The organism is Mucilaginibacter angelicae, from assembly GCF_042434235.1.
Lineage (GTDB): Bacteria > Bacteroidota > Bacteroidia > Sphingobacteriales > Sphingobacteriaceae > Mucilaginibacter > Mucilaginibacter angelicae.
Genome location: NZ_JBHLTS010000004.1, coordinates 518,337 through 542,371 on the forward strand (window position 1 = coordinate 518,337; position 24,035 = coordinate 542,371).

Genomic DNA, 24,035 nt, shown 5'->3' on the forward strand with positions numbered 1-24,035 from the left:
GTTTGGATAAATTGCCGTTTTAGAAATTATCAAAATTAAGCAACCATGTGTACTAATCTTTGCGACTAACCAAGGTTGGCCTGTAAGCGATCAAACCACTGTCTTGAAATGTCCATGTGCTGCCAAGGGATAAAAAGCGGGAAAAATCGTTCAGAAAACACTCGTGTAGAGTTACCATATTGACCACAATTTTCATCATCAATTACTTGTCATTTGCTAATGAAAACAGCGCCCATGACTATACTTCACAATCAGGTCTTATGCCGGGTCCCCTGTTTCAACGAAATTATTATCAACTTCTCTACGCTCTTTAATTTATTTATAAAGGTTGTTGAATAGTAATATCTTCCTTTAACAGGCAATATAGACCGTTGAGATAAAATTTGTATATACTAACCGGCGCAGGATCTAACATCCGGCAATATCATGATAATTAAAAAGTGCTTCGGATCTTTATTTTATTATTGCCTGTATCCAGGCTTGGAACGACCTGCTACGATAAATACCACACCTATTAATATGATTGCTATGCCAAAGAAAACAGGCATGCCAGGTGGCACGGTCCCGGGGGTATTGGTTAGGGGAATGGTAGAATCTGCTGCATTTACAGTCGAAGAAGTTGGTAATGCTATGTATCCCCCTACCATAAGTAGTATACCCAAAAAGATTAAAACTGATGGAAATTTCATAATAATTTATTAAAAATTTAAAACCTAACTAATAATTAACAGCATTTAATATTATTATATAACATGTTTACCGGAGAGATAACTTGTGATCTCAAAACCGCATTTTAGTCGTTATCCGATACATATTTACCGGGGATGCCCAAACGTTTCATTTTGCTGAATAATGTGATTATGAGTACATCCGGTAGTTCGGCAACCCTCATGGCCCCGCTTTATGTAGCTTCATCAATTTCTAAGCTCTACATAAAGTAAGCCAATGATGATTTCGGATAACAATTCGGTTTTCTTTATAAAACAAACAACCAAATAACTGACTATCAGCAATAAATAAAAAAATGCTTTGATTATTGAAAAACCAGAAATAAAAACATACCGAATAAAAATTTCCGACATTTCGTTTTTTTCCTATAGGTCGTAAACAAAACGAGCGCCTTTCATCCGTTTTATCACTTTACTCTTTTGAAAACAAGTGAAGGTCTGCATTCAGGCTGCTATTTCCTTTATTTGATGATGCCTGTGATTTCCATTTCCAGTAAACGGCTCCTCGTTTTGAACTTTTTCAGTAAATCCACTTTTTCCTATGTTCAAAACTGAACAGGGAAAAAGTGGAAAAAGGTTAGCTCATTTTGTTATGAATTTTCATTTTGCTTTTTTGCATGTTAGTCCCATTTCGCTGCTTGTTAAAACTTAGCGACCAATGTCATGCCCCGCATGATCCAGTAATTGCCTGCCGGAATATTCATCAGAAACCCAATTGATACGGTCTTCTCTTCGGTCAGCACAAAAGATAATTCCCTGCTATTGAAATCAGCATAACCAAGTACCGATCCGGCCGGGATATTTCCGTTGAGATCTGGCAGCGTACTTCCAACGGCAGCAACCATCAAACAGGGATTGGATCCATAGTTCGCGGCAACAAGATCAATCCTAAGTGTATAACTACCCGCAGGAAGCCTGACTGTCTGGTATATCTTCCCGTTTACAACATTGGGCTGAGGGTACTCGGTGGTAACCAATAGTGAGCCACCCTGATCTGCGCCCCAGCCCCCCATTTTACTACCGAAGCTGCTCGAGCCCGTTTTATTTTTGATCGCATCATTAACGATCCAATCCTTCGCCGACCTGAACCTGTCGCCTATATCGGTTTCCAACGGCTGAATTGGATTAATTGCATTCTTTAAATAATAAGATGTTACATCTTTAGTAACCGGGAACTTATCAAACTTAGAAGTATAAAAAGTATCAACAGCACCTGTGACAGGCAAGTAGGACGACTGGTACAAGATTGGCTGCCCGATTTTATAATCAGAAAAGGTTATCGAGTTGTCTTTGGGGCCTAAAAACACTTTTTTCTCCGTTCCGCTCGTCGCGGTATATTTTATTTGTGTTGTAATATTAACGGTATCAGGTGTATTGAAATTAAGTGTAACAGCATCACCATTAAAAACACTGGGCGTACTGCTGTTATATGGCCTGTTAGTCAAACCTGCCGAATACAGTGGCCCGAAGACTTTAGTAGCCTTTGCCGTCGATGTTATCGACCTGTTGCCTTTATCATCAAATGATACCAAAGAAAAGGTATAGGTGTACTCCCCTAAGTTACTGATATAAACTTTTACAGTATCTGTTGAGGTATGGCTGGTAGCTTTTACAACAGTTGAATCATTGCCGTCATTCCAGTAAACAACATATTTGTTAACAGAGGGATCCGGGCTCGGGCTCCATGTTAATAACACCCGATTGTTGCCGGGCGCCGCTTTAAGGCCGGATATTACACCGGGGTAAATCAGTTCTTTCTTATCAAGGAAACTACGGTATTTTGTAGCATCCTTGCTGCAACCGGCAGCTAAAAGAAAAATTACCGGGACGAAAATGAGTTTTATATATGATTTCATTTATCTCTTTTTTAATTGTCAGTTGAATTTAATAAGGCATTTATTGTGGTTTTCCATAAAAGGTCATCTCCTGGAAGATGAAAAAGTTGATGGATTTATTCCACAGCTCCACTGCCTGAATGCGGATATACCTTACCGGCGGCGCGCTGAATGGCACATTAAAATCAAATCCTGGTTTCACAAATTCTACGTCGGCTGCAGTAGCAGGAGTTGGCGGGATATTTCCTGAAGGCGGCGGCGGAGAATTATAAGTCCCGATTTGGGTCCAGCCCCCAACAACGTCGCCAAGAGAAGATGTCGCCGGCAAATTCACATCGACTCCCGGAGTCGCGGCCCCCCATAGCACCCATGTTTTGGGATTGCCGTCCGTGTAGGCAAACTGAAATTGCTGCCAGGCTTTATAGCGACTTAGCTTCACCACCTGTCCCATATCTAAGGACAAAATACCCGGTATTCCGGCACCCACGTCGGTATGCATAGGGGGCACGCTGCCGTCTGTTACGCCGTCATATAAGTATGGTACTCCCCAGTTAGAATAAATCTTACTATCCGTATTAAGCGGGAAAGTAGAAAATTTGGATTTATCGATCTCCGTTTCAAAAATCGGGTTAATTGTTTTGACCAGCGTATCTGATATATTACCCCAGGTATCGGTAACATAAACTCCAAACTTCCTTTCTTTTATATCATACCCCCTTACATTAAATTCAATAGAATCCAAGTTGGTGTAATACTGCGTAATAAGCAGGGGCTTTGGCTGGGTCAGATCAACAACCACTATTCCTATATTCTTTTTAAGCGGATTCCTTGCTTTGATATTCGCCCCGCCAAAATCAGATTGCATGGCTAATGATGGAAATACTTGTTGATAAACCGGCTCACCCGGGTGTACCTTGACAGTCACCGGATCAGACGCTACGTTTGCCCGGGTCACTACCCTGAGTGTTACATCATAATCCTGGCTTTTGGCAAAACCTTCCACCTTTATACTGTCAGAATAATAAGAAGATTTAACTTGCCTGGAGGTTGCGTCATTTATTTTATAGCTGGCCTGTACATACAAAATATTTGGTGAGTTTGGAAGATCATAAGTAATGTTTGCTCCCCCGTCATAGTTATCAACTTTAATATTGGTAACTACCTGCGGCTTGGTCTTATCCTCAGATGCGGGGCTATTGTAGCTGTCTATTTTCTTGCAGCAAACAAAGCAGCAGGCTATTGCAAAGCCTAAAACAAAATAAAATCTTTTATATAAGTGCATAATCTGGTAATTGTTATGTGAATGTTATCAATGAGTACTACCAACCTGGATTTTGTACCAGGTTCGGGTTAACCGTAAGTGAATTATCGGCAATAGGCCACAAATAATCCCGCTTATTAAATACCGGTTGAAAAAGTGTTTGCGGGGTATAATAGGCCTGCCTGTTAGTTGTCTGTTTCCAGTTCCAGCCCTGTATCGGAACGTTCAGCACAGATTCAAGTTCCTTCCATCGTCTGAGGTCCCACCCTATCCTTCCTTCAAAGCAAAGCTCAATACGGCGCTCCTGGTGGATAATTTTCCTCATACCTTCTTTACTTGAATATTCGCCCGCGTTAGTAGAAAACTGATCCCAGGATTGTTTCACGCCCTGCAAACCGGCCCTGTTCCTGACGATGTCAATATAACGGAACGCATCTGCGGTAGGTCCGTTAACCTCATTAATAGCTTCTGCATACAAAAGATATAAATCAGCAAGCCTCATCATAGGAAGCCTGTAACCAACCTCGGTAGCGGTAGTCTGATCATTTAAGAAATACGTAGTTTGGTAGTGAACTAATTTTTTAGGCCAATAGCCTGTTACATTAATATTGATATAGTTATTCGGACCGGCATAGGCAGTGCCGCTTGTACTGACCGCCTGCACGTAGAGTGCATTGTTTTGTTCCGTTCTGCCGTGGCCAAACCAAATCCCTCCATCAAAACCAAGATTTGCATAATATCTTGCTTCACGGTTCAAATTCAGATTTGCAGTAGGATATCCATTTTCAACAAAGGAACTATTCTTGTCGTCTCCGGTCCCGATCGAGTAACGGCTGCTATAATCCCAGGTTTTATCCTCAGTAATCGGTACCCCGTTAGCAGTATAAAACATTTGTGCTATGCCAAGCGGTGCTGAAAAGTTCGATTTGATATCGTGGTATTGCGTTACCCCAAAAATTGTTAAGCGGGGAAGCGCAAATTTCTGATACGTGAAAATAGGATTAAGCGACCAGATCACCTCCTTATTCAGTTCTGAACGCTCCGTGACCGCATTTTGCAGCGTCAGTACAAGGTTAAGCTGGTCTGTAATTGTCCCGATATTCCCCGGTTTTATAAACTGATAAAGCTTCAGGCCAAGCCCCTCACATGCGTCGATGGCATCCTTGCACGCGGCCATCGCTTTCTGCCATTTCTTAGGGTCGGTGCCTGTGGAAAAAAGGTTTACACCATCCTTGCCTTTAAAGTTGGCGTAATCCGGATTTCCGTTGAATTGCGGGCTTGCCGCGGTAGACAGTACCTCGGCTTTTACCGCAAGGGCGATTGGTTTGGTGATCCGCCCAAACTCACTGCTTGGATCCGGTAATTCCTGCGGCAAATCGGTTATGGCTTCGTTTAGCAATTGTTCAACATAATTGAACGCACTGTCTACCGGTTCGCGTTTAACCCTGACTTCTGCTGTCGTAGCATCTATCGGCAAACTTTTCCGTAAAATCGGGATCGGACCATACATCCTTACCAGCCAGTAATGATAATAAGCTTTCAAAAATTTCACCTCGGCAACCCATCGTTGCTTATCAGTTGGCAAAATCCCCTGTGCCTTATCAATATTCTCCAAAAAAATATTGCACCTGCGGATCGCCTGAAACATAGGGAGGCCCTGTCCTGCGCCATCCCAAAAATTCATAGCCGGATTAACAACATTCTGGCTTCCTTTTAACAGGTTAAAACCTTCTTCACCGCTTCCAAGGTTTGAATAGGTAACCAGGGAGGGGTCGGGTATAACGATCTCCGCAGAGCTTGTAAATCCCGGATTCCGCAGCACATCCGAAAGTACCTGTAAAGGGGAATAGCAGGCAAATAAATAATTTTCAGCTTCATTCCGGCTTTGAAAAGCATAATCCAAAGTGGCTGTATTGTCCGGAGTAACATCCAGGTATTTTTTACAGGAGCCAAATGCTGCTGCAAATACCAGGAACATACAAATTTTATAATATTGTTTCATTGCTTCTTGTATAATTTAAAACGCTTAACTATTGAACAGATTCCGGTGGTCAAACTTAAAAATTGACGTTAAGGCCGATATTGAATACTTTCTGGATAGGATAATTAAAACCATTGCTTCCCAATTCGGGGTCCCATAGCCTGAAGGAACTGAAGGTTAACAAATTCAGTCCGCTGAAATAGATCCTCATGTTAGACATCTTCAATCGTTTCACGAGATCCTTAGGCAGGCTATATCCGAACTCCACGGATTTAAGCCGTATAAAGCTCCCGTCGCGAAGCCACCATGTACTCGCTCTTGTATTATTGGAAAGCGTTCCCCAATCAGTTCCCAGCCTTGGATATAAAGCGTACAGATCCTGATTTTGCTCAGACCAGTGGCTGTCGGCATAACCTTTCAGCAATTGTGTCTCTCCTACAAAGGGGCTTGTTTCAAGCGGGTTAATAAAGAATGACACCCTGGCGTTACCGTTGAAGAACAAGCTAAGATCAAAATTCTTATATCCGGCAGAAACGCCGAAGCCATAGGTTATTGCCGGGGTGGTAGGTAACCCGATCGGAACCATATCCCTTTCCGAAATGATTCCATCTCCGTTAACGTCCCTGTATTTAATATCGCCGCCTTTGGGTGCAACACCGTAAGATTCGAATAATTGCGTAGGAGAAGCTGCCGCTTCTTTGTCATCTACAAAAAGTCTTTCTGCAATAAACCCGTAAAATTGATTAATGGGCTGTCCCGTTTTATATCGCCATGGCTCCTTATATTGAGGTTCCTCGAACGAAATATATTTACTGCTCGTTATAGTAAGGTTTCCTAAAGCAGACAGCCAGAAATTATTAAATGTCCTTTTATAGTTCAAATTCAAATCAAGGCCTTTTGACTCTGCAACTCCTATATTTGCTGCAATAGGCGAGCTCCCCTGATTTTCAAGTCCGACAGAAGTTGGGATTGATGTCCGGGGCATCAAGATATCATATCTGTGCTGCTTATAGATTTCGGCAGTTATATTCAGATCGTTAAATAACGTTGCTTCTACAGCCAGGTTGGTTTGTTTTGATCTTTCCCAGGTAACATCAGGATTTGGATAACTGATTACAGATGCGCCACCCCTGTAATTTGTATTATTATATCCGAACCAGGCCGAATTACCACCATTCAGGTTAACATTTGACAAATAAAAGAAGCGCTGTGATCCTATGTTATCGTTACCCACAAGTCCGTAACTACCCCGGAATTTAAGCCTGCTGATTATATCGGTAAAACCACCTTTCCAAAATCCCTCATTAGATACTACCCAGGAGGCACCGATTGTTGGGAAAAGCCCAAAGCGGTTATTTTCCGAAAAGCGCTCTGAACCGTTGTAAGCAGCATTGGCTTCAACGAAGTACTTATTCATATAGGAATAACTTACCCTGCCCGTATAATTCAGGTTTCGGTAAGGTAGGGTGTACTGTAAATCCGGTTGATGGGTAACAGGGTTTTGAGCATTAGGATTTAAGGTTTGCTGCCGCACCAAAGCTAATGCGCTGCTTATAGTATGCTTTCCGAAAGTTCTGTTATAATTGAGGATCCCCCTTAATAATACAAAAGTTGTAATATTTGACTGACCAGGGGAATAATTTAAATATTCGGTAGCCCGGTCATCGCCTGTCTGCTGATTGATCCACAACAAGCTGTAGGCTCCCGTCTGCGGATCATACAGATTCGTGGGCGCAGTATAGTAAAACGGATTATACTGCCTTGTATAATCAAAGTAGGCATACCTGTTGGTGCTAAACAAGCCCTGAAAGCTTAAACCGGGGGTAATCCAGCTGAAGTTTTGGTTCAGCTCCGCCTGTGCAGACATCCTGGATTCAGAGTAGGTTTGAAACCCCTTTAACAAGTCGGCATATGGATTAACATAATTTACGCTGTTAGCCGAGCCTCCCGGGTAATTGCCGAACAGGATATGTGTGGCACCTGCGTAATCGCCCACAGCCGGAAATGATGCCGGAAAAAGAACCGGATTAGTATGCAGTGCTTTATAATACAGATCTGTTGCCAGTCCGGAGCCGGAAATTGGTCCTCCGTAATCCGTAAAGTTGCCCCAAAGCATCACAGAAACCTTCGTAGTTTTTGTAAGATTAATTTCTACGTTCGACCTTAGCTGGTAATTCTGAAGCTTAACATTGTTTTTCTCAGTAGGGTTCCTGTTTTCAGTTTTCAATATGCCGTTATCAACGTTTACCGATCCTGATACATAATAGGTTGCCACTGCACCTCCCCCGCTCACACTTAGATTGGCGCGTTGCGTGGTGGCGTTTTTATTAAATAGTTTATCGAGCCAGTTTACAGCCGGGTATACATACGGATTAGATCCGGGGTCGCCCCTCAGCGCTGCTTCAGTGTTGTAAATTTTATTCTGATCGTATCTCGGAACGGCTAAAGGGTTCCGGGTTGTCTGGGCTTCATCATAAAGCTTCATATAGGTTATCGGATCGGCAATCTCCAGCGTTTTTGTCGGCGCTGATATCGAGTTCTCCAATCTGAAATTAAGTGTGGCTTTCCCGAGCTTCCCTTTTTTGGTCGTTACCAGAATCACCCCGTTAGCACCCCTGGCACCGTATAGTGCTGTAGCAGACGCATCTTTAAGAATACTGAAGTTCTCGATATCATCTACCTGAAGGCGTGCGAGATCACTTGACGTTAATTCAACGTTGTCGATAAGGATCAGGGGATCCTGCTTATATCCAAACGTTGTAACACCGCGGATGAAGAATTGAGCATTATCCTGGCCGGGCTGTCCGTTACCCTGGAAGGAAATTAGCCCCGCCACCCGTCCGGCGAGTGCAGTTGTCAGGTTACTGGCCGGAATTTTTAATTCCTTAGGGTTAATTGTAGTAACGGAGCCTACAACTGCTTCTTTTAGCTGTTTTCGTCCAAATGCAGTAACTACAATTTCTTCACTTTGTGTCACAAACTCCTTCAAGTGGACATTCAGGACTTTTTGACCGTTAACATCGACCGTAACTTTAATAAAGCCAACCGATGAAAATATTAACGTAGCATTTGATTTGACGTTGATCGTATAATTACCGTCCTTGTCTGTTATTGCACCTATCTTTGCGCTTCCCGATACGGCCACTGTAGCACCCTGTATCGGGTGCGAAAGCGTATCGGATACGATTCCCTTTACCTGAATATTTTCCTGCGCGTACAATGCGCCGGAAAAAACCAGTAAAAAAAAGACAAACAAAATTCTTGAGTAAAAATTTCTCATCATGGGCATATTTGGTTTTAATTGGTTTAAAATCTCACAGCAATGATTATAGATCGCTGTAAAGCAAGCATTTATACAAATACTGTTTCGCCAAATATATTGTCTTTAAAAAGCCCGGATTGTCGTACAATTAACCAACTATATAAAATTATTATCCCATTGCACACATTTTTCCACGTTTCAAGCACCTGCGATCATAAACAGGGTTATAGCCATCTGTAACAAAGTTTTTTAGGGGAGCTGCCTGTCCGAAATACAATCGATTGACAAGACCGCGTGAGAAGTCTGATTAGCAGGGAGACTTAATTACGGATGTTTTTTTGATTTATCACCGATTGTAATTTCTATAATTCCCCGCATTTAGGGGGCATTTAGTGTAGATAAGTAGCAAAAGCGTCATAAGTGACTTAATTCCCCATTTTTTTACTACCCTGAAAAAATCATTTTGGGTAACACCTGGGTAACAGAACAGAAAAAACAAGGCCAATTGTCCAGGGATCCGGGCAACCAAAACAAGAATAAATCACTAACAATGAGATTGTTAATTATCGTAACTTGTCAAAAGATTAGGTTATTTAATGAGATTACTTCCCGATACAGAAAGTACTTAGGCTATGGTTATCAGGAAGTTATAGATTTTTAGCACCAAAATAGCAACAAACTTCTTGACCTAAATTTAGGTCATTTTTGACGCTATCTTGTTACCAGGATGTGGAAAACTTTGCGAAGTTAATCAATATTTTTCAATATCAGACAGAAACTGAAAAGCATCTAATTGATTCTTGGACTTCAGTCTTCCATAGAACGCAGCCTTAACAAAATAAAAATAGGATGCCCGTATTGCAGAACATCCCTCTAAAACTTTCTATGTAAGCAGTTTGGTGTATCTGGTTTTACTGAAACATAACTTCAGAGGTCGGCCGAAACCTACCTTTTCTTCCTTCTCTTCGCCTTTCGGCACATTTTCCTTAATGCTCGGAAAATGCACAACACATAGTAAACTATGGTTATTAGAGCAGCAATCGCTACCAATAATGCAAAAATACAAATCGCACATTCCTACAGTGTCATTCGAGCATCTTTTTTTGAAGGAATAAGCCCAAACCCAGATTTTAACGACAACTGGTACATAGCATTGAAACATTAATGCTATCTTATCAACTATGAATTTGATGATTTGGATTAAAAACTCATTAATTCCTTGAGCCTTACAATTCTGGAATATGTAAAGCCAATATTTTATCTTTGATAATTCGCTAATCTCAGCCTTTTAACTCACAATTATTAATGGAAAAAGAAAAGACCGAATGTTCGCAATGGAACCATTTGCGAATCAACCTTAACAAAGACCTCGCCTATAACCCGGAATGGGAATCTGCAATCAAATTATTTTCTGACCGTTTTAAGGTTAAGTATTTTGATCCTATCCAACAGCTTATTGAATTGGATTGGCTGAAAGGGGAAGGCTTTACCATACTGACCGTACAGTGTTCTCTGATCGAGGCTTTTGCAACGCTTCGAACGGGACAAATTTTTACTAATAATAGAGTTGCTGCGGTAAAAAAAAAGTATCTGTATTTTGAGAGCAAACGCATCTTTACAGATTTCCTTGAAAGTGAAGCCATTTTTAAAGAACACTTCTGGGCGGAGGATCCAAATGAAAAAGACGGCAAGGCCAGAGTACCTCCATTTAGTGCATCATCTTTTTACAGTGATGTCCGCTGCGCTTTGATGCACGAAGCCAGAACCAAAGGCAATTGGATCATCAATGCAGATCCAATAAGTAAGGTCGATCCAAGAAAAGCTGTCTTTATCGAAAAGGAAGGCGATCACTTAAAGATATACAGGACCATCTTACATTTCAGGCTTCAGGATTATTTAACCCAGTATTGTCTTGAACTTAAGGAGCCGAAGAACAACAGACTACGGCTGTACTTCGCAAGAAAAATGGACCATTTATTTCAATACCCGGCCAATTCCAAGAGATTCATCTGGTGGGAAGACAAATAACGTTAAGCCTGGAATTAATTGTATTTTTAATACGAAAACCTGTCACTATGTATATTAAGAATGTCATCATCGAGAACTTTAAATGTTTTAACGGCCTGTTCAAGTTAAAGCTAAATGAAGGCGTTAATATTCTTGTGGGGGATAATGAGGCCGGAAAGTCCACGATTCTAGAAGCGATCCACCTGGCCCTGACAGGTATGCTTCATGGGCGGTACCTTAAAAATGAACTCACACAGTATATTTTTAACAGCGATGTGGTCAGTACCTATATCACCGAGCTGGAAACCAAAGGTATTAAAGCGGTCCCGCCACAGATCCTGATCGAGATAATTATGGCTGGAGACGGACTTGCAGAGTTTGAAGGCGATGGCAATAAAGAAAGGATTAAACAACCCGGGTTTGGATTAAAGATTCTTTTTGATGACAAATATCAGGAAGAGTATGAGAAGCTGGTCAAAAACGGAGGTATAAAAACACTTCCCATAGAATATTACCAGATACAGTGGACATCATTTGCGAGGGATGAAGGGATCACGCCACGGTCAATTCCGATCAAATCCGCATTGATCGATTCGGCCAGCAACCGCCATCAGAACGGGTCTGATATTTACATTTCCAGGATTATTAAAGAATTCCTTGATGAAGAAGAGATCGTAAAGATTTCCCAGTCTCATCGCCAGATGAAAGAATATTTCATGGCGCAATCTGCTATCCAGACCATTAATGAAAAGATCAAAAAAGCGGCGAAGATAACGGAAAAACAGATCGAGTTATCTGTTGAACTATCTTCCAAGAATGCTTGGGAGAATAGCTTGATGACCTATTTGGATAATATTCCGTTTCATTACATTGGTAAGGGCGAGCAATGTATCATCAAAACCAAGCTGGCGCTGGGGCATAAGAAGGCTAAACAGGCTAACATTATTTTGCTGGAGGAACCGGAGAACCACCTTTCACATTCCAAACTTAACCAACTCATAAAGGACATCCAAACTGAGCAAGCCGCCAAACAGGTATTAATTTCCACGCACAGCAGTTTCGTAGCCAATAAACTTGGGCTGGAAAACCTAATCTTATTGCATAACCAGAAAACCGTCAGGTTAAACGACCTCGATCCGGAAACACAAAACTTCTTTCAAAAACTTTCGGGTTATGATACGCTGAGGCTGATCTTATGTAAAAAGGCTATCCTGGTAGAAGGCGACTCGGACGAACTGATTGTTCAAAAGGCTTTTATTATGCAAAACGGCGTATTGCCGATAGAAAAAGGCATCGATGTGATCTCGGTAGGTACCTCATTTCTGAGATTCATGGAAATAGCGGCGATGATTAATAAGCCGGTAACGGTAGTTACAGATAACGACGGCGACCCGAAAGCACTTTTAAAAAAATATGAGGACTATAGCGGTGTTAACGTCAAAGAAAACATCAAGATCTGTTATGACGAAAAGATTGATAAGGGAGACTTGAAGATCGGCGACAAAGCTTTCAATTATAACACCCTTGAGCCAAAAATGCTCGCTGTAAATAGCCTTAAACTATTCAACACATTATTTAAAACCACCTACAAGGATGTTAATGATATGCACCGGTACATGCGCAGTAATAAAACGGAATGCGCGCTTGCCTTATTTGATGCGCAAATACCTATCCAGTTCCCCAGTTACATTTTAGAAGCAATAAAGTAATGGCGGGTTCCAATAAATTGATCATCGCGGCTGCGGGCTCCGGTAAAACAACACATTTGGTAGAAGAAGCACTCAGGCTCAGCGGTAATAAAGTGCTGATTACAACCTACACACAGGCCAACGAATTGGAGATCCGTAATAAGATCATCGCATTAAATCAGTGTATTCCAGGCCATATTGTTATTCAAACCTGGTTCACTTTTCTCCTGCAACATGGGGTCCGCCCGTTCCAGGGCTGTGTTTTCGATAAGAAAATTAAAGGCCTTATTTTATCCAGTGGGCAGTCCGGCATAAAATTCACTTCCAAAACGGGTCAGGTCGTTTATTTCAGTGAGGATAAAGAATTCGAGAATCATTATTTTAATAAGGGAATGAAGATCTATTCTGATAAACTGTCCAAGCTTGTCATGCGTTGTAATGAGCGATCCTCAGGTGCGGTGATCGACCGTTTATCACGGATATACACGCATATTTTCATTGATGAAGTACAGGACTTGGCAGGATATGATTTGAACTTCTTAAAATTATTGTTTCAGTCCAGTCCCGAGGTGTTACTGGTGGGCGATCCCCGTCAGGGCACCTATTCCACCAATAACGCCGCAAAGAATAAACAATATAAAAGGTCCGAGATCACACACTTTTTCGAGGATCACACCCTCGGGCTTGAAACTGATGACCAATCTCTACAGATCAACCACCGTTGTAATAAGGCGATCTGTGACCTGTCCAACAAGCTATTCCCCGACTTTGCAGGCACCACAGCAGGAAATGATCAGTTAACCGGTCACGACGGACTGTTCTTTATCAGGGAGTCTGAAGTAGATCATTACCTTAATAAGTATCAGGTTATGCAACTTAGAGATAAAAAGACTAAAGCCGTAAATGATGCCTTCGATGTGATGAATTTCGGAGAAGCAAAAGGTCTTTCCTTTGACAGGGTTTTGATCTATCCTACCAAACCCATCATAGATTGGTTAAAAAATAATAAATGCGAGCTTGCTCCTACAAGTAAGTCCAAGTTTTATGTGGCAGTTACGCGTGCCCGCTATAGTTGCTGCATAGTGTATAATTACACTAATGCGGACCAATGTCAGGGATTTACCAAGTATAAAATTGTTTAAGAAATATCATGATAACCGTACCGGCAATAGAAAGCAACCAACTTGCTGAGCTTTGTAAACTCATTGGCTGCGACGATACCCTAGTTTTTGTGAACCTGGATCTTTCAGAAAATTATCCAAAAAACGAATGCTTTGATAACGTAAGCGCGAAGGTAATTGCCCACGGTGGTGAGCGGGTTGTCGGGTGGTCGATCTGGCAGCATGATTATATGCTCGAAGCGGAATATCATGCGGTATGGCGATCTCCTGAGGGCCAACTGGTGGATATTACGCCAAAGAATTTACCGTTTGAGCACATAATGTTTATTGAAGCTCCGACTCGCCCTTATCAGGGTGTACAATTGGATAATATCAGGTTAAACACGACCGTCAACCAGCTGGTTGACGACTTCATCTCACTTGCAGAAACCAAATTTTTTATTTTTAGCGGCGGGGAAAAAGCCTCACAGAAATTTATTCGACTGACCAAAAATGAACAGGATATCTTGAACTACATTAATGGGATGATGATAGCTGTAGATGCCCTGCTGGCAAAGGGCGGTGTACGTAATTCACCCTGCTTTTGTTCTTCCAACCTGAAGTATAAACATTGCCATGGTAAAGGCCTTACCTCTTATCTTAATTCTATTAAATTATGATCACATTTACCCGGCACGATGATTTTATCAGTCTGAATTATACTGTTGAATACGGGGAGTCAGACTGGGTCTCTAGAGAGCTGAAAAAATCTGGGTATATCCGCTTGAAGAAAACGTTCCTTTTGGAAGAACAAAATTTCATTACGCAATCTCAGGACGATGAAGAAGAGGATGAGATCTTCGACCCGGAAATTTATAAGTTTCGTTTTGCCAACTTAAGTGACGGATATTTTGAGGTCATTCCGGGGATCATCAGTCGGACGGTCCGCATTTTATTCGAAGCCAATATTGACCTGGACATTAGTTATTTCGTTGCTGACGTGACCACATCTATTTTTAGATTGCTGGAAAGACTGGTTGAAGAGCCTATTTACATAGGCGGTGACGTTCCAACAGCAATACCGATCTCTGAGTTTGAAAAAATGATCGAAGGTTTTCCTACAGCTCATGAGAAAAAGTTGTATGCTGAAGCCAGAATGAGTGCGATACTCAAAAATTACCTGGATAAAACCAAAGACAGTGAGATGCAATATCAGCGTTACATGAATAAAAAGATCAGCCGGCAGGGTGCGAATCTTCAGAAAACATTTAAGGAAACTGAGCTGGTCAAGTATCAAACTCTGCTGGAAAAAGTTGAAGGCATGCTATCTGACGAAAAAGATTACAGCGAGAAACAATGGCAAGTAGAGATCCTGGAGATCATCCAATTGCTCTACCCCAAATACATCGCCGTCCTCTCCAACGTGCCGATCAGTGACAAGACGATCAGTGACCGAATTCTTGATTTTCTTTTGATCGATACCAATGGCCATGTTGATATTATCGAGATTAAGAAACCATTCGATAACAGCATCATCACATCAGGTAAACACCGAAATAATTATATCCCGCTAAGGGAACTGTCTGGAACGATCATGCAGTTGGAAAAATACATCTACTTCCTGAACCGTTGGTCTGCGGACGGCGAAAAGTACCTACTTGAAAAATATCGGGACCTGTTACCTGATGACATAGAGATCAGGATCACCAATCCTAATGGTATCATCATTATGGGCCGGGAAAATAATCTCAATACGGAACAGCGCCTGGACTTTGAGGTCGTAAAAAGGAAATATAAAAACGTAATGGATATCATTACCTATGATAGTTTGATATATCGGCTCAAAAAGATCATCGAGCAGATCCAAAAAAAATAGCCATGTGCAAAATTTTGCAACATACTTTTGCAAAATAATCTAAGAGTGGCTAAATTAATAAGATTGACTGCTTATTTGGCGCACTAAACCAGTGCATACAGGTTAAGCGTGGCATAGTAAAATACCAAATCAAAAGGTTTTTCCGCATTCTGAATTTCGGCTATTAATTTATTCTTGACTACGCCGGAAACTAATTGTTCGGCAAAGGGTAGGAAAAACGCTGACTTTTCCGTGGCTAATAAGTGAACGGTTTGACCGTAAGCCTTTTGAATATCACCTATTTCTCCTAAAATTTTGTAAAAAATGTTCGCAAACATAAACCCTATCTGATCCAGCAGCGGCCATTTTGCGCCGATCACCTGAGCTATTCGGTTCTGCATGAGTACGGTAGTATAACCAATGATCTCGTTAGTGGCAACGGTTGCCCCTGAGAGTGGATTTGCGGTATCCGCGGCATTGCAGGCGCTGATAAAATACAGCTGGCTTTTAGCGCTGTGTAAGGCCTTCAAGGTATCGATGTTGAAAATTTCCCCGGCCAGACCTGCATCGGCTGGATCAGCAAACCTGGATATTGGCGCACCATGTGTAATGATATGTACCAGATCCGCTCCGTTGATCTTACCCAGCTGCTGTTGAATATCCTTATCGCTGGTTACCGTCAATATTGCGGGCCGCGGGAAATAGCCGGCAACTACAGTTGCCTCCGGCTCAAACAATCCCAGAGCTCCCTTTTTATTGATAAGGATCTGCATCCGTTCCAGCTCCCTCCTAACGTGCTGTTGTGGAAACATGATTGGACACTGCACGAGCGTGAAATCGCCTTTTCCCAAGCGCAGAAGCATGAGCTCATTAGCCAGACATGCTTCCGGTAGCGGAAAATAGGCATCCTCTACCCCGGAAAAGATATTCATTCCTTTTTGGTCGGCCATTGGCAAGTCATCCCAAATCGCATTCAGCTGATCATCTATGAATTCAACGACCGCAGCCAACTGCTTTTCAAACGTGGTCCAGGGAATCTTTTTGCCTCGGTAGTCCAGCAGTGCCTCCCGATAAGCCTTGAAATGAGTGGTTTCAAAAAACGCGCAGTGGACCGACCGTTCATTTAAGATAAAGTTGATATAACTATCGTTTGCTTTAATAACGAATACCAGCACATATTTTTGTTCCAGCCGGTCAGCAAGGAGTTCTGTGAGTACCGGCAAACTGCTGAAATCAAACACTGGCCGCAAACCATAATGTTGAATAAGTTCGCCAGCCAACAGGGCAAAATCTTGAAAAGGCAAGTCGCTGACATCATCATTAGGGGCCGACAACGTCGCAATGCTCACCTCCGTCAAAAACGGATCGTCGCTCTGCTCTTTTTCAGCCCCAAGGATCATTCCGCTATGCTCATGGAGCTTAGTTACGATCCGTTTGAGCTTGAGCTGCTCCGCACGCGGTATCTGCGGCAAACCTTCAACATATTCCGCCCAAGCCAAAATAGCTAACCAATCGCTTTGTGAGGTCTTTTTCAAGGCGACGAGAGCGGGTAGCAGATCTGCTGGCTTTGCCCATCGCCTGATTAATAGCATGACGTGCAGAAGTCGGCCATTATACTGGCTCCGGATCCTTTTCCGGTAATGCGGACGAACGGTGAACTGCATAGCGTCTTCGATACGGAAAACAGCCCTGTTGAACCAAAATATCGAGGTGGCCGGTTTAGCATTGACGGCGGTGACAAGGGAATAGATCAGCTCGTACTCTATCAGCAGCTCGTTGAACTCGACATCCCTATCTTTCTGCTCATAGCTAGCGATCTCGTCAGCTTCAGCCTGAAGGGCCCTAAAGACAGACTCCGCACCGGCCCAATCCCCCATGTCCTTCAGACAGATTGCCTGGTGTAAGGGCGCGGAAAAATTAAGGATCGTCTTTCCTGAGGTCCTTGAGGCAATATCCGTGAAAAGCTGATAAGCAGCGTCAGTTTTTTTTAGCCGCATCTTGACCACGGCAAGATTGAACAGATCCTGATCGGGAACGGGAAGATCGGCTAGCCTACGGTTTTCGATCAGTTCCTCAAAGATACTTTCGGCCCATTCATGATCCTGGCGGTCAACAGCCATTTTTCCGAATGCCGCGTCGACCTCACGCATGTTATCCTGGTTCCCCTCTTCCCTGGCCAGCTTATTGGCCTCGAATAACAGCCGTTCAGCGGGTTGGTACGCCCCCTGGCGGGAAAAGATTGAAGCCGCGCTCAGAAGAAAATCGAACGCTTCACCGGCCTCACCCATCGTATTAAAAAAAGCAGCAATTCGTTGATACAACAAAAGCAGCGTATCTTCGCCCGCCAGGCCGGGCCGTATCATGATCTTGGCATTGCGGCAGATCAAAAATCCCCCGTGAATCTCACGGACCGATTCACAATAATCCAATGCTTGTCCGAGGCTCTTTAGAAAAAGTTCAGGCTCCGGCTTTTGAAATAAGGCCATGATACGGAAATACCAAGCCATGCCTCGATGGGAAGGATCAGCATACTCGTCTTCGGGGAAGAAATCCAAGAAGATCTGGCTCAGCACTAAAGCCAATTCAGGCTCGGTCTCCGGCAGATCCTCCAAATAGCCGATCATGGCATCGAACAGCCGCCAGTGCAGCCCTGGTGTTACCCATTCCTTCAGAAATGTTTCAAATGCCTCCGGTCCGGCAGCGACCGCACGCGCTAATCGTTGCAAAAATTCTTCGTTATCCATATTTGATCGACTAAATATAGCAATCACTTGGTGATCGCCTTAACTTTCGGCCTTTTTGGATACAAAATTGAATTTGTATCTTCGGGTATGCGTTTTAAAGACCTGAATTTTGTCACCTTTACTGATATTCTTGATCTGATCAAGAGCCAAGTCCCTGAAGACTCTTCATTAGATTACAAAGCCACATTGTCCTTACAAGGCGATGGGAATAAAAAGGAATTTTTAGCTGATGTCTCGTCTTTTTCCAATACTGATGGCGGCCTAATGATTTTTGGCATTTCAGAAGCTAAGGGATTGCCTGTTCACGCAAATGGTTTTACCTGCACCGATGCAGATGCGTTGATTCTGCAAGCCGCTGCCGTTATTCGCGACGGACTCGACCCGGAAATATCCATGCGGGGTATTAAAATGAGGGTATTAACGGTTCAACCCAACCAAATCATTTTGATCTTACAAATACAGCCCTCATTGGATGGGCCGCACAGCATCGCCTTTAAGCAATCAGGGAAATTTTATGCAAGGGGTCCGGCTGGTAAATATCAGTTGAGCAATGCTGAAGTACGTAAGGCGGTTTCCGCCCAAGGGCTGCTACTGCAGACGATACGTCAAAGACAGCAGACCAGTCTCCATAACTTACTAAATACTCCCGAACGTCTATTTATTGGCCCAAGGATTATTCTGCAACTATACCCGGAAACCAGCCTGCTATATGCAAGAACACATGACATTACCGGAATTGCGGCCGGGGCTCGGAGGCTGCGGCCTTTAGGTAATGTTGACACTTCTCACGCTTACAATCTTGAGGGCTTGCTGTTAAGCGCCAGGAGACCGGGCAATACTGTAGATGCCGCTTTCTTACAGGTTTATTTTGATGGCTCAATCGAAACAGTCAACTCAATCATCATCGCACCCCACCAGCTAGATGCGAATCTTCTGGAGCGTTATATCATGAGCGCAATTTTGGATTATATGAAGTTCTATCGTGAGGAAACCAACGACACAAATATCCGCGCATATCTAACAATAGATGGATTGTCAGGCCAAAGCTTCTATGCCACCCAAGCGGGCCATTTACTGGCCCCGCAAACACCCCCCGCACGGCTGACCTTCGATGAACTACAATTAAAGCCTTTTGATTTCGACATACCGGATCTTTTTGTTTGGTTCAAGCGTTTATGGCGTGCCTGGGGCTATCCTAATGCGCATAATTTTACGGATAGCGGCCATTGGAAATTTGAACACGAATTAAGGGCTCACCGTTAACCTCAGCTGAATACTGTTACATCCGATGCCAAGATCCAATCCTTGTTTCCAGATACCGCTCTCTAAATGCCTGAGCAGGTTGCTTTTTTTCACGATGCCACATCGATAATTCCGTCTTCTACACTAATTTAGCCAGGCGACTATAATTAAAACATAGGTACTGTAAAATATATTTTTGCATCCAAAAAATCTTTATCGGCTGATTATCAAAATGCTTTGGGGGATTTAAGTAACAAATAAACAACTATATCCACAATGTCTTTAAGTTATCAAACTATAAGCCGTATTTCTACCCCTCTCTTGTTTCTTTTATTCAAAGTAATAATGTTATTCCAATACACCTATTAATAGAGCATTTTACTATTCTCAATTTTATTTTGAAACCACTGTAAATAGCGTTCTGTCTGAGAAGCCAGATAGTAGGGTAAATTAAGCAAATGATATTTTTTTCCTTCAGGGGTTACAGGTTCTGTAATCAATATTTCCCCGGCATAAAACCGTATAGCCATTTGATGGGAAACTAAGTCCATGTATAAATGCAGGGATTTAAGTTTTCCCTCTGCCCCGGATTTTACTTCAATTGGAATGAGTTTACCTTCAAACGGCCAAATAAAATCCACCTCGGCGGAAGAAGTCGCTTTTTCCCTTACCCAAAAGTTAAGACTGCTTAAAGCGTTGTATTGCGATGCCAGCAGCTCTTGTCCTACCAGGTGCTCGATCATGGTACCCTGATATACTTTATTTAAATCAATGGTTCCCAAGATCTCTTTTTGAATACCTGCAAAGTAATTGAGCATCCCGGTATCCAGAATTTGTAACCGTGGTGATTTTTTATGATCGGGTAGCAATGGGAGTTTTGTATCCGTAGATGGGTAAAGCAACTGTATAAGCAACGCATTCTCCAAAGTGCGCAATGCTTCGCTCATATCCCGGGAACGGTAAGACGAGTTACCGAAACCTTCAAATTTTATACGTTTTCCAGCTTGTGAAAACGATGCCCGTATAGCATGCCGAATATATTGTACCTGCGAACTTGTTGCTGCATACTTCTCTACATCATCTATATAAGCTACGATGAGAGATTCATAAACAGTTTGCAATGCAGTCAAATCCTTACTTATGCTATAATTATTCACTATTTCGGGCATACCGCCGATCAATGCATAAGTGTGAAAAAGCTGTAATAATTTAGTATGTGTAAATTGCGGGGCTGGCGTAGTTTCTAAATAGTCTAACGCAGCTCGCTCACCAATGGCGTCCAAAAATTCAGGAAATGAGGCCGGTCGCAGTACTTTGTATTCTACCCGGCCAACGGGAAAACTTATGTTTTTATTAAATAAGGTTTCGAGCATACTACCAGCCGCAATTATGGCTATTTCAGGCTCCGACTCATAGAAATAACGTAAAATATTCAGTGCCTCCGGCACCTCTTGTATTTCATCAATAAAAATAAGGGTGCTTCCTTTTTTTGACAGCGATTTGTTTTTTATGAAAAACAGACTTTGTACTAATACCTCTATGCTATTAAACTGCTCAAAGGGCAACCTGTCATTAGCTAATTCAAGATTTAAATAAATGTACTGTTCAAATCGTTCAGCAAATTGATTAATCATTGTTGTCTTTCCAACTTGCCTTGCACCTCTAATTACCAAAGGCTTACGGCCATTTTTAGATAACCACTTTTCTAATTCTACTACGATGCTTCGTTTGAACATGTCACAAAATTAGGGTAAATATTTTAATATCATGGCACAGAATTAGGGTAAAAATTAATTATTCCTGGCACATAATTAGGGTAACGATCTCTACCACTGCATAATTAGCCCCTTCGATAAACCTGCCCTTCCTGCAAATGTGCTTTAAGATGTTCCCGTGTAGCTTCGGTTGCCGGTTTCTATCCCTCGACTTGTTAACCGGAAAAATCCCGGGCATGCGGGGACAACTCAGCGTGTCAAACACAGGAGCAGCACCACGTTATAATTAAGTTCTTTACGACGTCCGCAATATTCCGCCATCAAAACAGGAAGAATGCCCCTAACGGCACGTCCTTAATCGTGGGAGCCATGACGACACTATTTTCACGTTACAACTTTGTGCCGTTATAGGCAACTTCTTCATAATTACGTACTATTCCGCCCGTTTCCAATCCAGATGAACCGCAATTCCGTCCCCTATTTTTTGAATTTCCATCAACCTGTTACCATCAACTTTTACATCAATTTCATTCTTACCCCTGGTGTGGCCGTTCATGTTCTGGAACGTAGAGCCTAAAACATGTTCCTCACCAAAATCGCCATTTTCGTCTACGGTATAAGTGCCATATACGCCAAGGCTATTAGTTACCGCAGTTTCGTATTCTTCCGGCGTAGCGTTTGCACGGTCTCCTGAAGCAAACTTTGGTATATCGGGGTTATGGACGATGACGATAAAGTGTAAATCTTCAGTGAAAATCAACATCCCGGCCGGGTGCGGACCAAGGATATTTATATGGGTTCCGTGATTATCAAGGTAACCGGAAACCAAATTCCAGGTTCCTGCAACGTTGTTCTTTTTCATATATATAATCTGATTGGATTTTTTCATGCGATTCGGAGAATTTGTTGTTGTAGCCGCAAATGAAATTAATAATGCCAAGCCGGCAAGTGCGAATAGAAAGATGTTCCTGTTTGCCTTTTTAATTATAAACAGATTTGATTTTTCCATGTCTTTTTGTTTTTTAACCTTATTGCTTTCTCTCCTCTTTTTGATCAGCCGGTCCGGTATTGGCCATCCCATTGCACTTTTACCTGTTTTCGATCCAGCACACTTTTAATTTCCGCTCCGAAAACAGCCATACGCCATCCTGCCTAACCATAGTGTCATGGTATCGGATCCCGGCGATCATCAGCTTTTGCGCGCCATCCAGGATTTTCAGGTGGTAAGCACGGCAATAGATAACCCCGGTTGCCTTATCGCCGTTAAGCTTCAACGTGCTTTGCCCATTAAAATGCATAGTTGAAAGGTATTGGTTCAGATCGTCGAAAACAGGGCGAAGGTTTTTCCGACCAGTCACAACCTGGGTAGGCGTTGGCTCCTTTTCATCCATATATACCTCGAAATTTGCATCCCCGGTAAAAATTGCCATTTGCCCTTCGGCGTCACGGGTATCTGCAGTATAAGTATACTGATCGATCAGCTCCCGGATAGCTATCCGGTCTTCCAGTTCCTGTAGTCTTTGTTCAACGCTCATGGTTTATTTGTTTTGAAGTTTAATTTCAGCCGGGGTATGCCCGTATTTTCGTTTGAAAGAAGTATAAAAGTGCGATAAGTTCTCAAAACCCAGGTCCAGGTATATATCCCGGGGGTTCCGGCTCTTTTTCTTGATAAGATAGTAGGCCTCGGAGAGCCTTTTGTTTTTAAGCCAGATACCGGGAGAGGTATTGAAAATCTCCGCAAAATCACGCTTAAAACCGGTCAGGCTTCTCCCGCTGAGCTTTGCGAAATGTTTGATCGGCGCATTATGATGAAAATTCTTCAGCATAAATTCTTCCAGGTCCTGCTTATACGGATCGCTGAAATCAAAAAGAAAGGATTTCAGATCCGGCCGTATTGCCAGCAGCAATAAAATGGCTTCATCTACCTTAACAGATGCCAGCTTCCGGCTTACACTTTTCCCCGGTTCAATATAAGATAGTATGGAAAGGAAATAATCCTTCAGCATCGTATCCGGTCCAAGCAAAATATTTTTGCGACCTTGATACCGCTCTTCGCAGGAAATAACATTATCCAATGCAAATTGCTGTAACTGATATTTGGTCAGTAAAACAGAAACACATTGATAGGCTTTTTCTCCCGCGGGGATTTTGATACTTTTGGCAAACTGGTTCTTTCGGGCAAGCAAAATCTGTCCTTCTTCCAATATCATTTCCTGCTGTTGATGATAAATTTGGGTTTGCCCTGAAATTTGGTACGCCAGCACATGCTCCGGAACAAATTGCTCATACGCATGTGTCTGAGCAAACGAACACGAATAAAGAAAGGATTCTCCGAATAGCTGTATCACAGGCTTCATGATTACAAATCTAATTCATTATACCCTGCTTCTATTTGCTGTAGAGTCCAGAATTCTAAACAAACTCTAAGATAAAATTATAAATGTCCTTTAAATAAATCCTCCCCCTGTTAGGCCCACCCTATTTACAAATGCGAACGCGGTGCGTTGGCATTTGCCCGGGAAGTCACTATAACTGGTTATGAAAAAGATATGATCTTCTATCAAGCTATCTTGAGTCGATTAACATAGCTAATCGGCTCAAATCGACTGTTTATTTG

Annotated in this window: 16 protein-coding genes; 7 read left to right on the forward strand and 9 right to left on the reverse strand. The window is 42.4% G+C overall.

From position 1 onward, the window contains the following. Window positions 1-528 precede the first annotated feature (528 nt). Window positions 529-702, forward strand: coding sequence for a hypothetical protein (locus tag ACFFGT_RS02185; protein WP_377020858.1), 174 nt, complete (start codon window positions 529-531; stop codon window positions 700-702). 667 nt (window positions 703-1,369) lie between these two features. Here ACFFGT_RS02185 and ACFFGT_RS02190 read toward each other — a convergent pair. The 4 genes from ACFFGT_RS02190 to ACFFGT_RS02205 are packed head-to-tail and all read right to left on the reverse strand — an operon-like array spanning window position 1,370 to window position 9,088. Continuing rightward, window positions 1,370-2,584, reverse strand: coding sequence for a DUF4998 domain-containing protein (locus tag ACFFGT_RS02190; protein ID WP_377020859.1), 1,215 nt, complete (start codon window positions 2,582-2,584; stop codon window positions 1,370-1,372). Between the two features lie 40 nt (window positions 2,585-2,624). Next, on the reverse strand, window positions 2,625-3,845 hold the full coding sequence (locus ACFFGT_RS02195) for a DUF5000 domain-containing lipoprotein (protein WP_377020860.1): 1,221 nt from the start codon (window positions 3,843-3,845) through the stop codon (window positions 2,625-2,627). A 37-nt stretch (window positions 3,846-3,882) separates the two neighbouring features. Then, window positions 3,883-5,826, reverse strand: a complete 1,944-nt coding sequence (locus ACFFGT_RS02200; RefSeq protein WP_377020861.1) for a RagB/SusD family nutrient uptake outer membrane protein — start codon at window positions 5,824-5,826, stop codon at window positions 3,883-3,885. Window positions 5,827-5,881: 55 nt separating this feature from the next. Next, entirely contained in the window at window positions 5,882-9,088 is a 3,207-nt protein-coding gene (locus ACFFGT_RS02205) for a SusC/RagA family TonB-linked outer membrane protein (RefSeq protein WP_377020862.1), read from the reverse strand. A gap of 1,284 nt (window positions 9,089-10,372) precedes the next feature. Between ACFFGT_RS02205 and ACFFGT_RS02210 the strand changes: the two genes are divergently transcribed. Genes ACFFGT_RS02210 through ACFFGT_RS02230 form a run of 5 tightly spaced genes read left to right on the forward strand, consistent with a single transcriptional unit; the run spans window position 10,373 to window position 15,738 of the window. Further along, on the forward strand, window positions 10,373-11,095 hold the full coding sequence (locus ACFFGT_RS02210) for a hypothetical protein (protein ID WP_377020863.1): 723 nt from the start codon (window positions 10,373-10,375) through the stop codon (window positions 11,093-11,095). A 47-nt stretch (window positions 11,096-11,142) separates the two neighbouring features. Then, a complete protein-coding gene (locus tag ACFFGT_RS02215; protein WP_377020864.1) occupies window positions 11,143-12,783 on the forward strand; it encodes an AAA family ATPase in 1,641 nt (546 codons plus the stop codon). Beyond that, a complete protein-coding gene (locus ACFFGT_RS02220) occupies window positions 12,783-13,904 on the forward strand; it encodes a UvrD-helicase domain-containing protein (protein ID WP_377020865.1) in 1,122 nt (373 codons plus the stop codon). The genes ACFFGT_RS02215 and ACFFGT_RS02220 overlap by 1 nt, the downstream gene beginning before the upstream one ends. Before the next feature lie 8 nt (window positions 13,905-13,912). Further along, window positions 13,913-14,542 carry an SEC-C domain-containing protein gene (locus ACFFGT_RS02225; protein WP_377020866.1) on the forward strand — a complete coding sequence of 210 codons (630 nt, stop codon included), beginning with the start codon at window positions 13,913-13,915 and terminating at the stop codon, window positions 14,540-14,542. Beyond that, on the forward strand, window positions 14,539-15,738 hold the full coding sequence (locus ACFFGT_RS02230; protein ID WP_377020867.1) for a Shedu immune nuclease family protein: 1,200 nt from the start codon (window positions 14,539-14,541) through the stop codon (window positions 15,736-15,738). Before ACFFGT_RS02225 ends, ACFFGT_RS02230 begins: the two co-directional genes overlap by 4 nt. An 83-nt stretch (window positions 15,739-15,821) precedes the next feature. Here the strand turns inward: ACFFGT_RS02230 and ACFFGT_RS02235 are convergent, their stop codons facing one another. Next, the gene (locus ACFFGT_RS02235) at window positions 15,822-18,461 is read right to left on the reverse strand and encodes a CHAT domain-containing protein (protein ID WP_377020868.1); all 2,640 of its coding nucleotides are present in this window, start codon (window positions 18,459-18,461) and stop codon (window positions 15,822-15,824) included. A gap of 30 nt (window positions 18,462-18,491) precedes the next feature. Here ACFFGT_RS02235 and ACFFGT_RS02240 point away from each other — a divergent pair, with 30 nt between their 5' ends. Continuing rightward, the gene (locus tag ACFFGT_RS02240; RefSeq protein WP_377021146.1) at window positions 18,492-19,724 is read left to right on the forward strand and encodes an AlbA family DNA-binding domain-containing protein; all 1,233 of its coding nucleotides are present in this window, start codon (window positions 18,492-18,494) and stop codon (window positions 19,722-19,724) included. A 344-nt stretch (window positions 19,725-20,068) separates the two neighbouring features. On the opposite strand, the gene ACFFGT_RS02245 is transcribed toward ACFFGT_RS02240, so the two are convergent. The 4 genes from ACFFGT_RS02245 to ACFFGT_RS02260 all read right to left on the reverse strand — a co-directional run bounded on the left by ACFFGT_RS02245 (window position 20,069) and on the right by ACFFGT_RS02260 (window position 23,775). After that, entirely contained in the window at window positions 20,069-21,439 is a 1,371-nt protein-coding gene (locus ACFFGT_RS02245) for an ATP-binding protein (protein WP_377020869.1), read from the reverse strand. A gap of 412 nt (window positions 21,440-21,851) precedes the next feature. After that, a complete protein-coding gene (locus ACFFGT_RS02250) occupies window positions 21,852-22,280 on the reverse strand; it encodes a lipocalin-like domain-containing protein (protein ID WP_377020870.1) in 429 nt (142 codons plus the stop codon). Window positions 22,281-22,506: 226 nt separating this feature from the next. Beyond that, entirely contained in the window at window positions 22,507-22,953 is a 447-nt protein-coding gene (locus ACFFGT_RS02255; protein ID WP_377020871.1) for a nuclear transport factor 2 family protein, read from the reverse strand. A gap of 3 nt (window positions 22,954-22,956) precedes the next feature. Further along, window positions 22,957-23,775 carry a helix-turn-helix domain-containing protein gene (locus ACFFGT_RS02260; protein WP_377020872.1) on the reverse strand — a complete coding sequence of 273 codons (819 nt, stop codon included), beginning with the start codon at window positions 23,773-23,775 and terminating at the stop codon, window positions 22,957-22,959. Between the last annotated feature and the right edge of the window lie 260 nt (window positions 23,776-24,035).

What these genes read in the sequence shown, in the direction of transcription:
- ACFFGT_RS02185 (WP_377020858.1), top strand. Translation starts at nt 529, where the DNA reads ATGCCAAAGAAAACAGGCATGCCAGGTGGCACGGTCCCGGGGGTATTG.
- ACFFGT_RS02190 (WP_377020859.1), bottom strand. Translation starts at nt 2,584, where the DNA reads ATGAAATCATATATAAAACTCATTTTCGTCCCGGTAATTTTTCTTTTA.
- ACFFGT_RS02195 (WP_377020860.1), bottom strand. Translation starts at nt 3,845, where the DNA reads ATGCACTTATATAAAAGATTTTATTTTGTTTTAGGCTTTGCAATAGCC.
- ACFFGT_RS02200 (WP_377020861.1), bottom strand. Translation starts at nt 5,826, where the DNA reads ATGAAACAATATTATAAAATTTGTATGTTCCTGGTATTTGCAGCAGCA.
- ACFFGT_RS02205 (WP_377020862.1), bottom strand. Translation starts at nt 9,088, where the DNA reads ATGATGAGAAATTTTTACTCAAGAATTTTGTTTGTCTTTTTTTTACTG.
- ACFFGT_RS02210 (WP_377020863.1), top strand. Translation starts at nt 10,373, where the DNA reads ATGGAAAAAGAAAAGACCGAATGTTCGCAATGGAACCATTTGCGAATC.
- ACFFGT_RS02215 (WP_377020864.1), top strand. Translation starts at nt 11,143, where the DNA reads ATGTATATTAAGAATGTCATCATCGAGAACTTTAAATGTTTTAACGGC.
- ACFFGT_RS02220 (WP_377020865.1), top strand. Translation starts at nt 12,783, where the DNA reads ATGGCGGGTTCCAATAAATTGATCATCGCGGCTGCGGGCTCCGGTAAA.
- ACFFGT_RS02225 (WP_377020866.1), top strand. Translation starts at nt 13,913, where the DNA reads ATGATAACCGTACCGGCAATAGAAAGCAACCAACTTGCTGAGCTTTGT.
- ACFFGT_RS02230 (WP_377020867.1), top strand. Translation starts at nt 14,539, where the DNA reads ATGATCACATTTACCCGGCACGATGATTTTATCAGTCTGAATTATACT.
- ACFFGT_RS02235 (WP_377020868.1), bottom strand. Translation starts at nt 18,461, where the DNA reads ATGGATAACGAAGAATTTTTGCAACGATTAGCGCGTGCGGTCGCTGCC.
- ACFFGT_RS02245 (WP_377020869.1), bottom strand. Translation starts at nt 21,439, where the DNA reads ATGTTCAAACGAAGCATCGTAGTAGAATTAGAAAAGTGGTTATCTAAA.
- ACFFGT_RS02250 (WP_377020870.1), bottom strand. Translation starts at nt 22,280, where the DNA reads ATGAAAAAGAACAACGTTGCAGGAACCTGGAATTTGGTTTCCGGTTAC.
- ACFFGT_RS02255 (WP_377020871.1), bottom strand. Translation starts at nt 22,953, where the DNA reads ATGAGCGTTGAACAAAGACTACAGGAACTGGAAGACCGGATAGCTATC.
- ACFFGT_RS02260 (WP_377020872.1), bottom strand. Translation starts at nt 23,775, where the DNA reads ATGAAGCCTGTGATACAGCTATTCGGAGAATCCTTTCTTTATTCGTGT.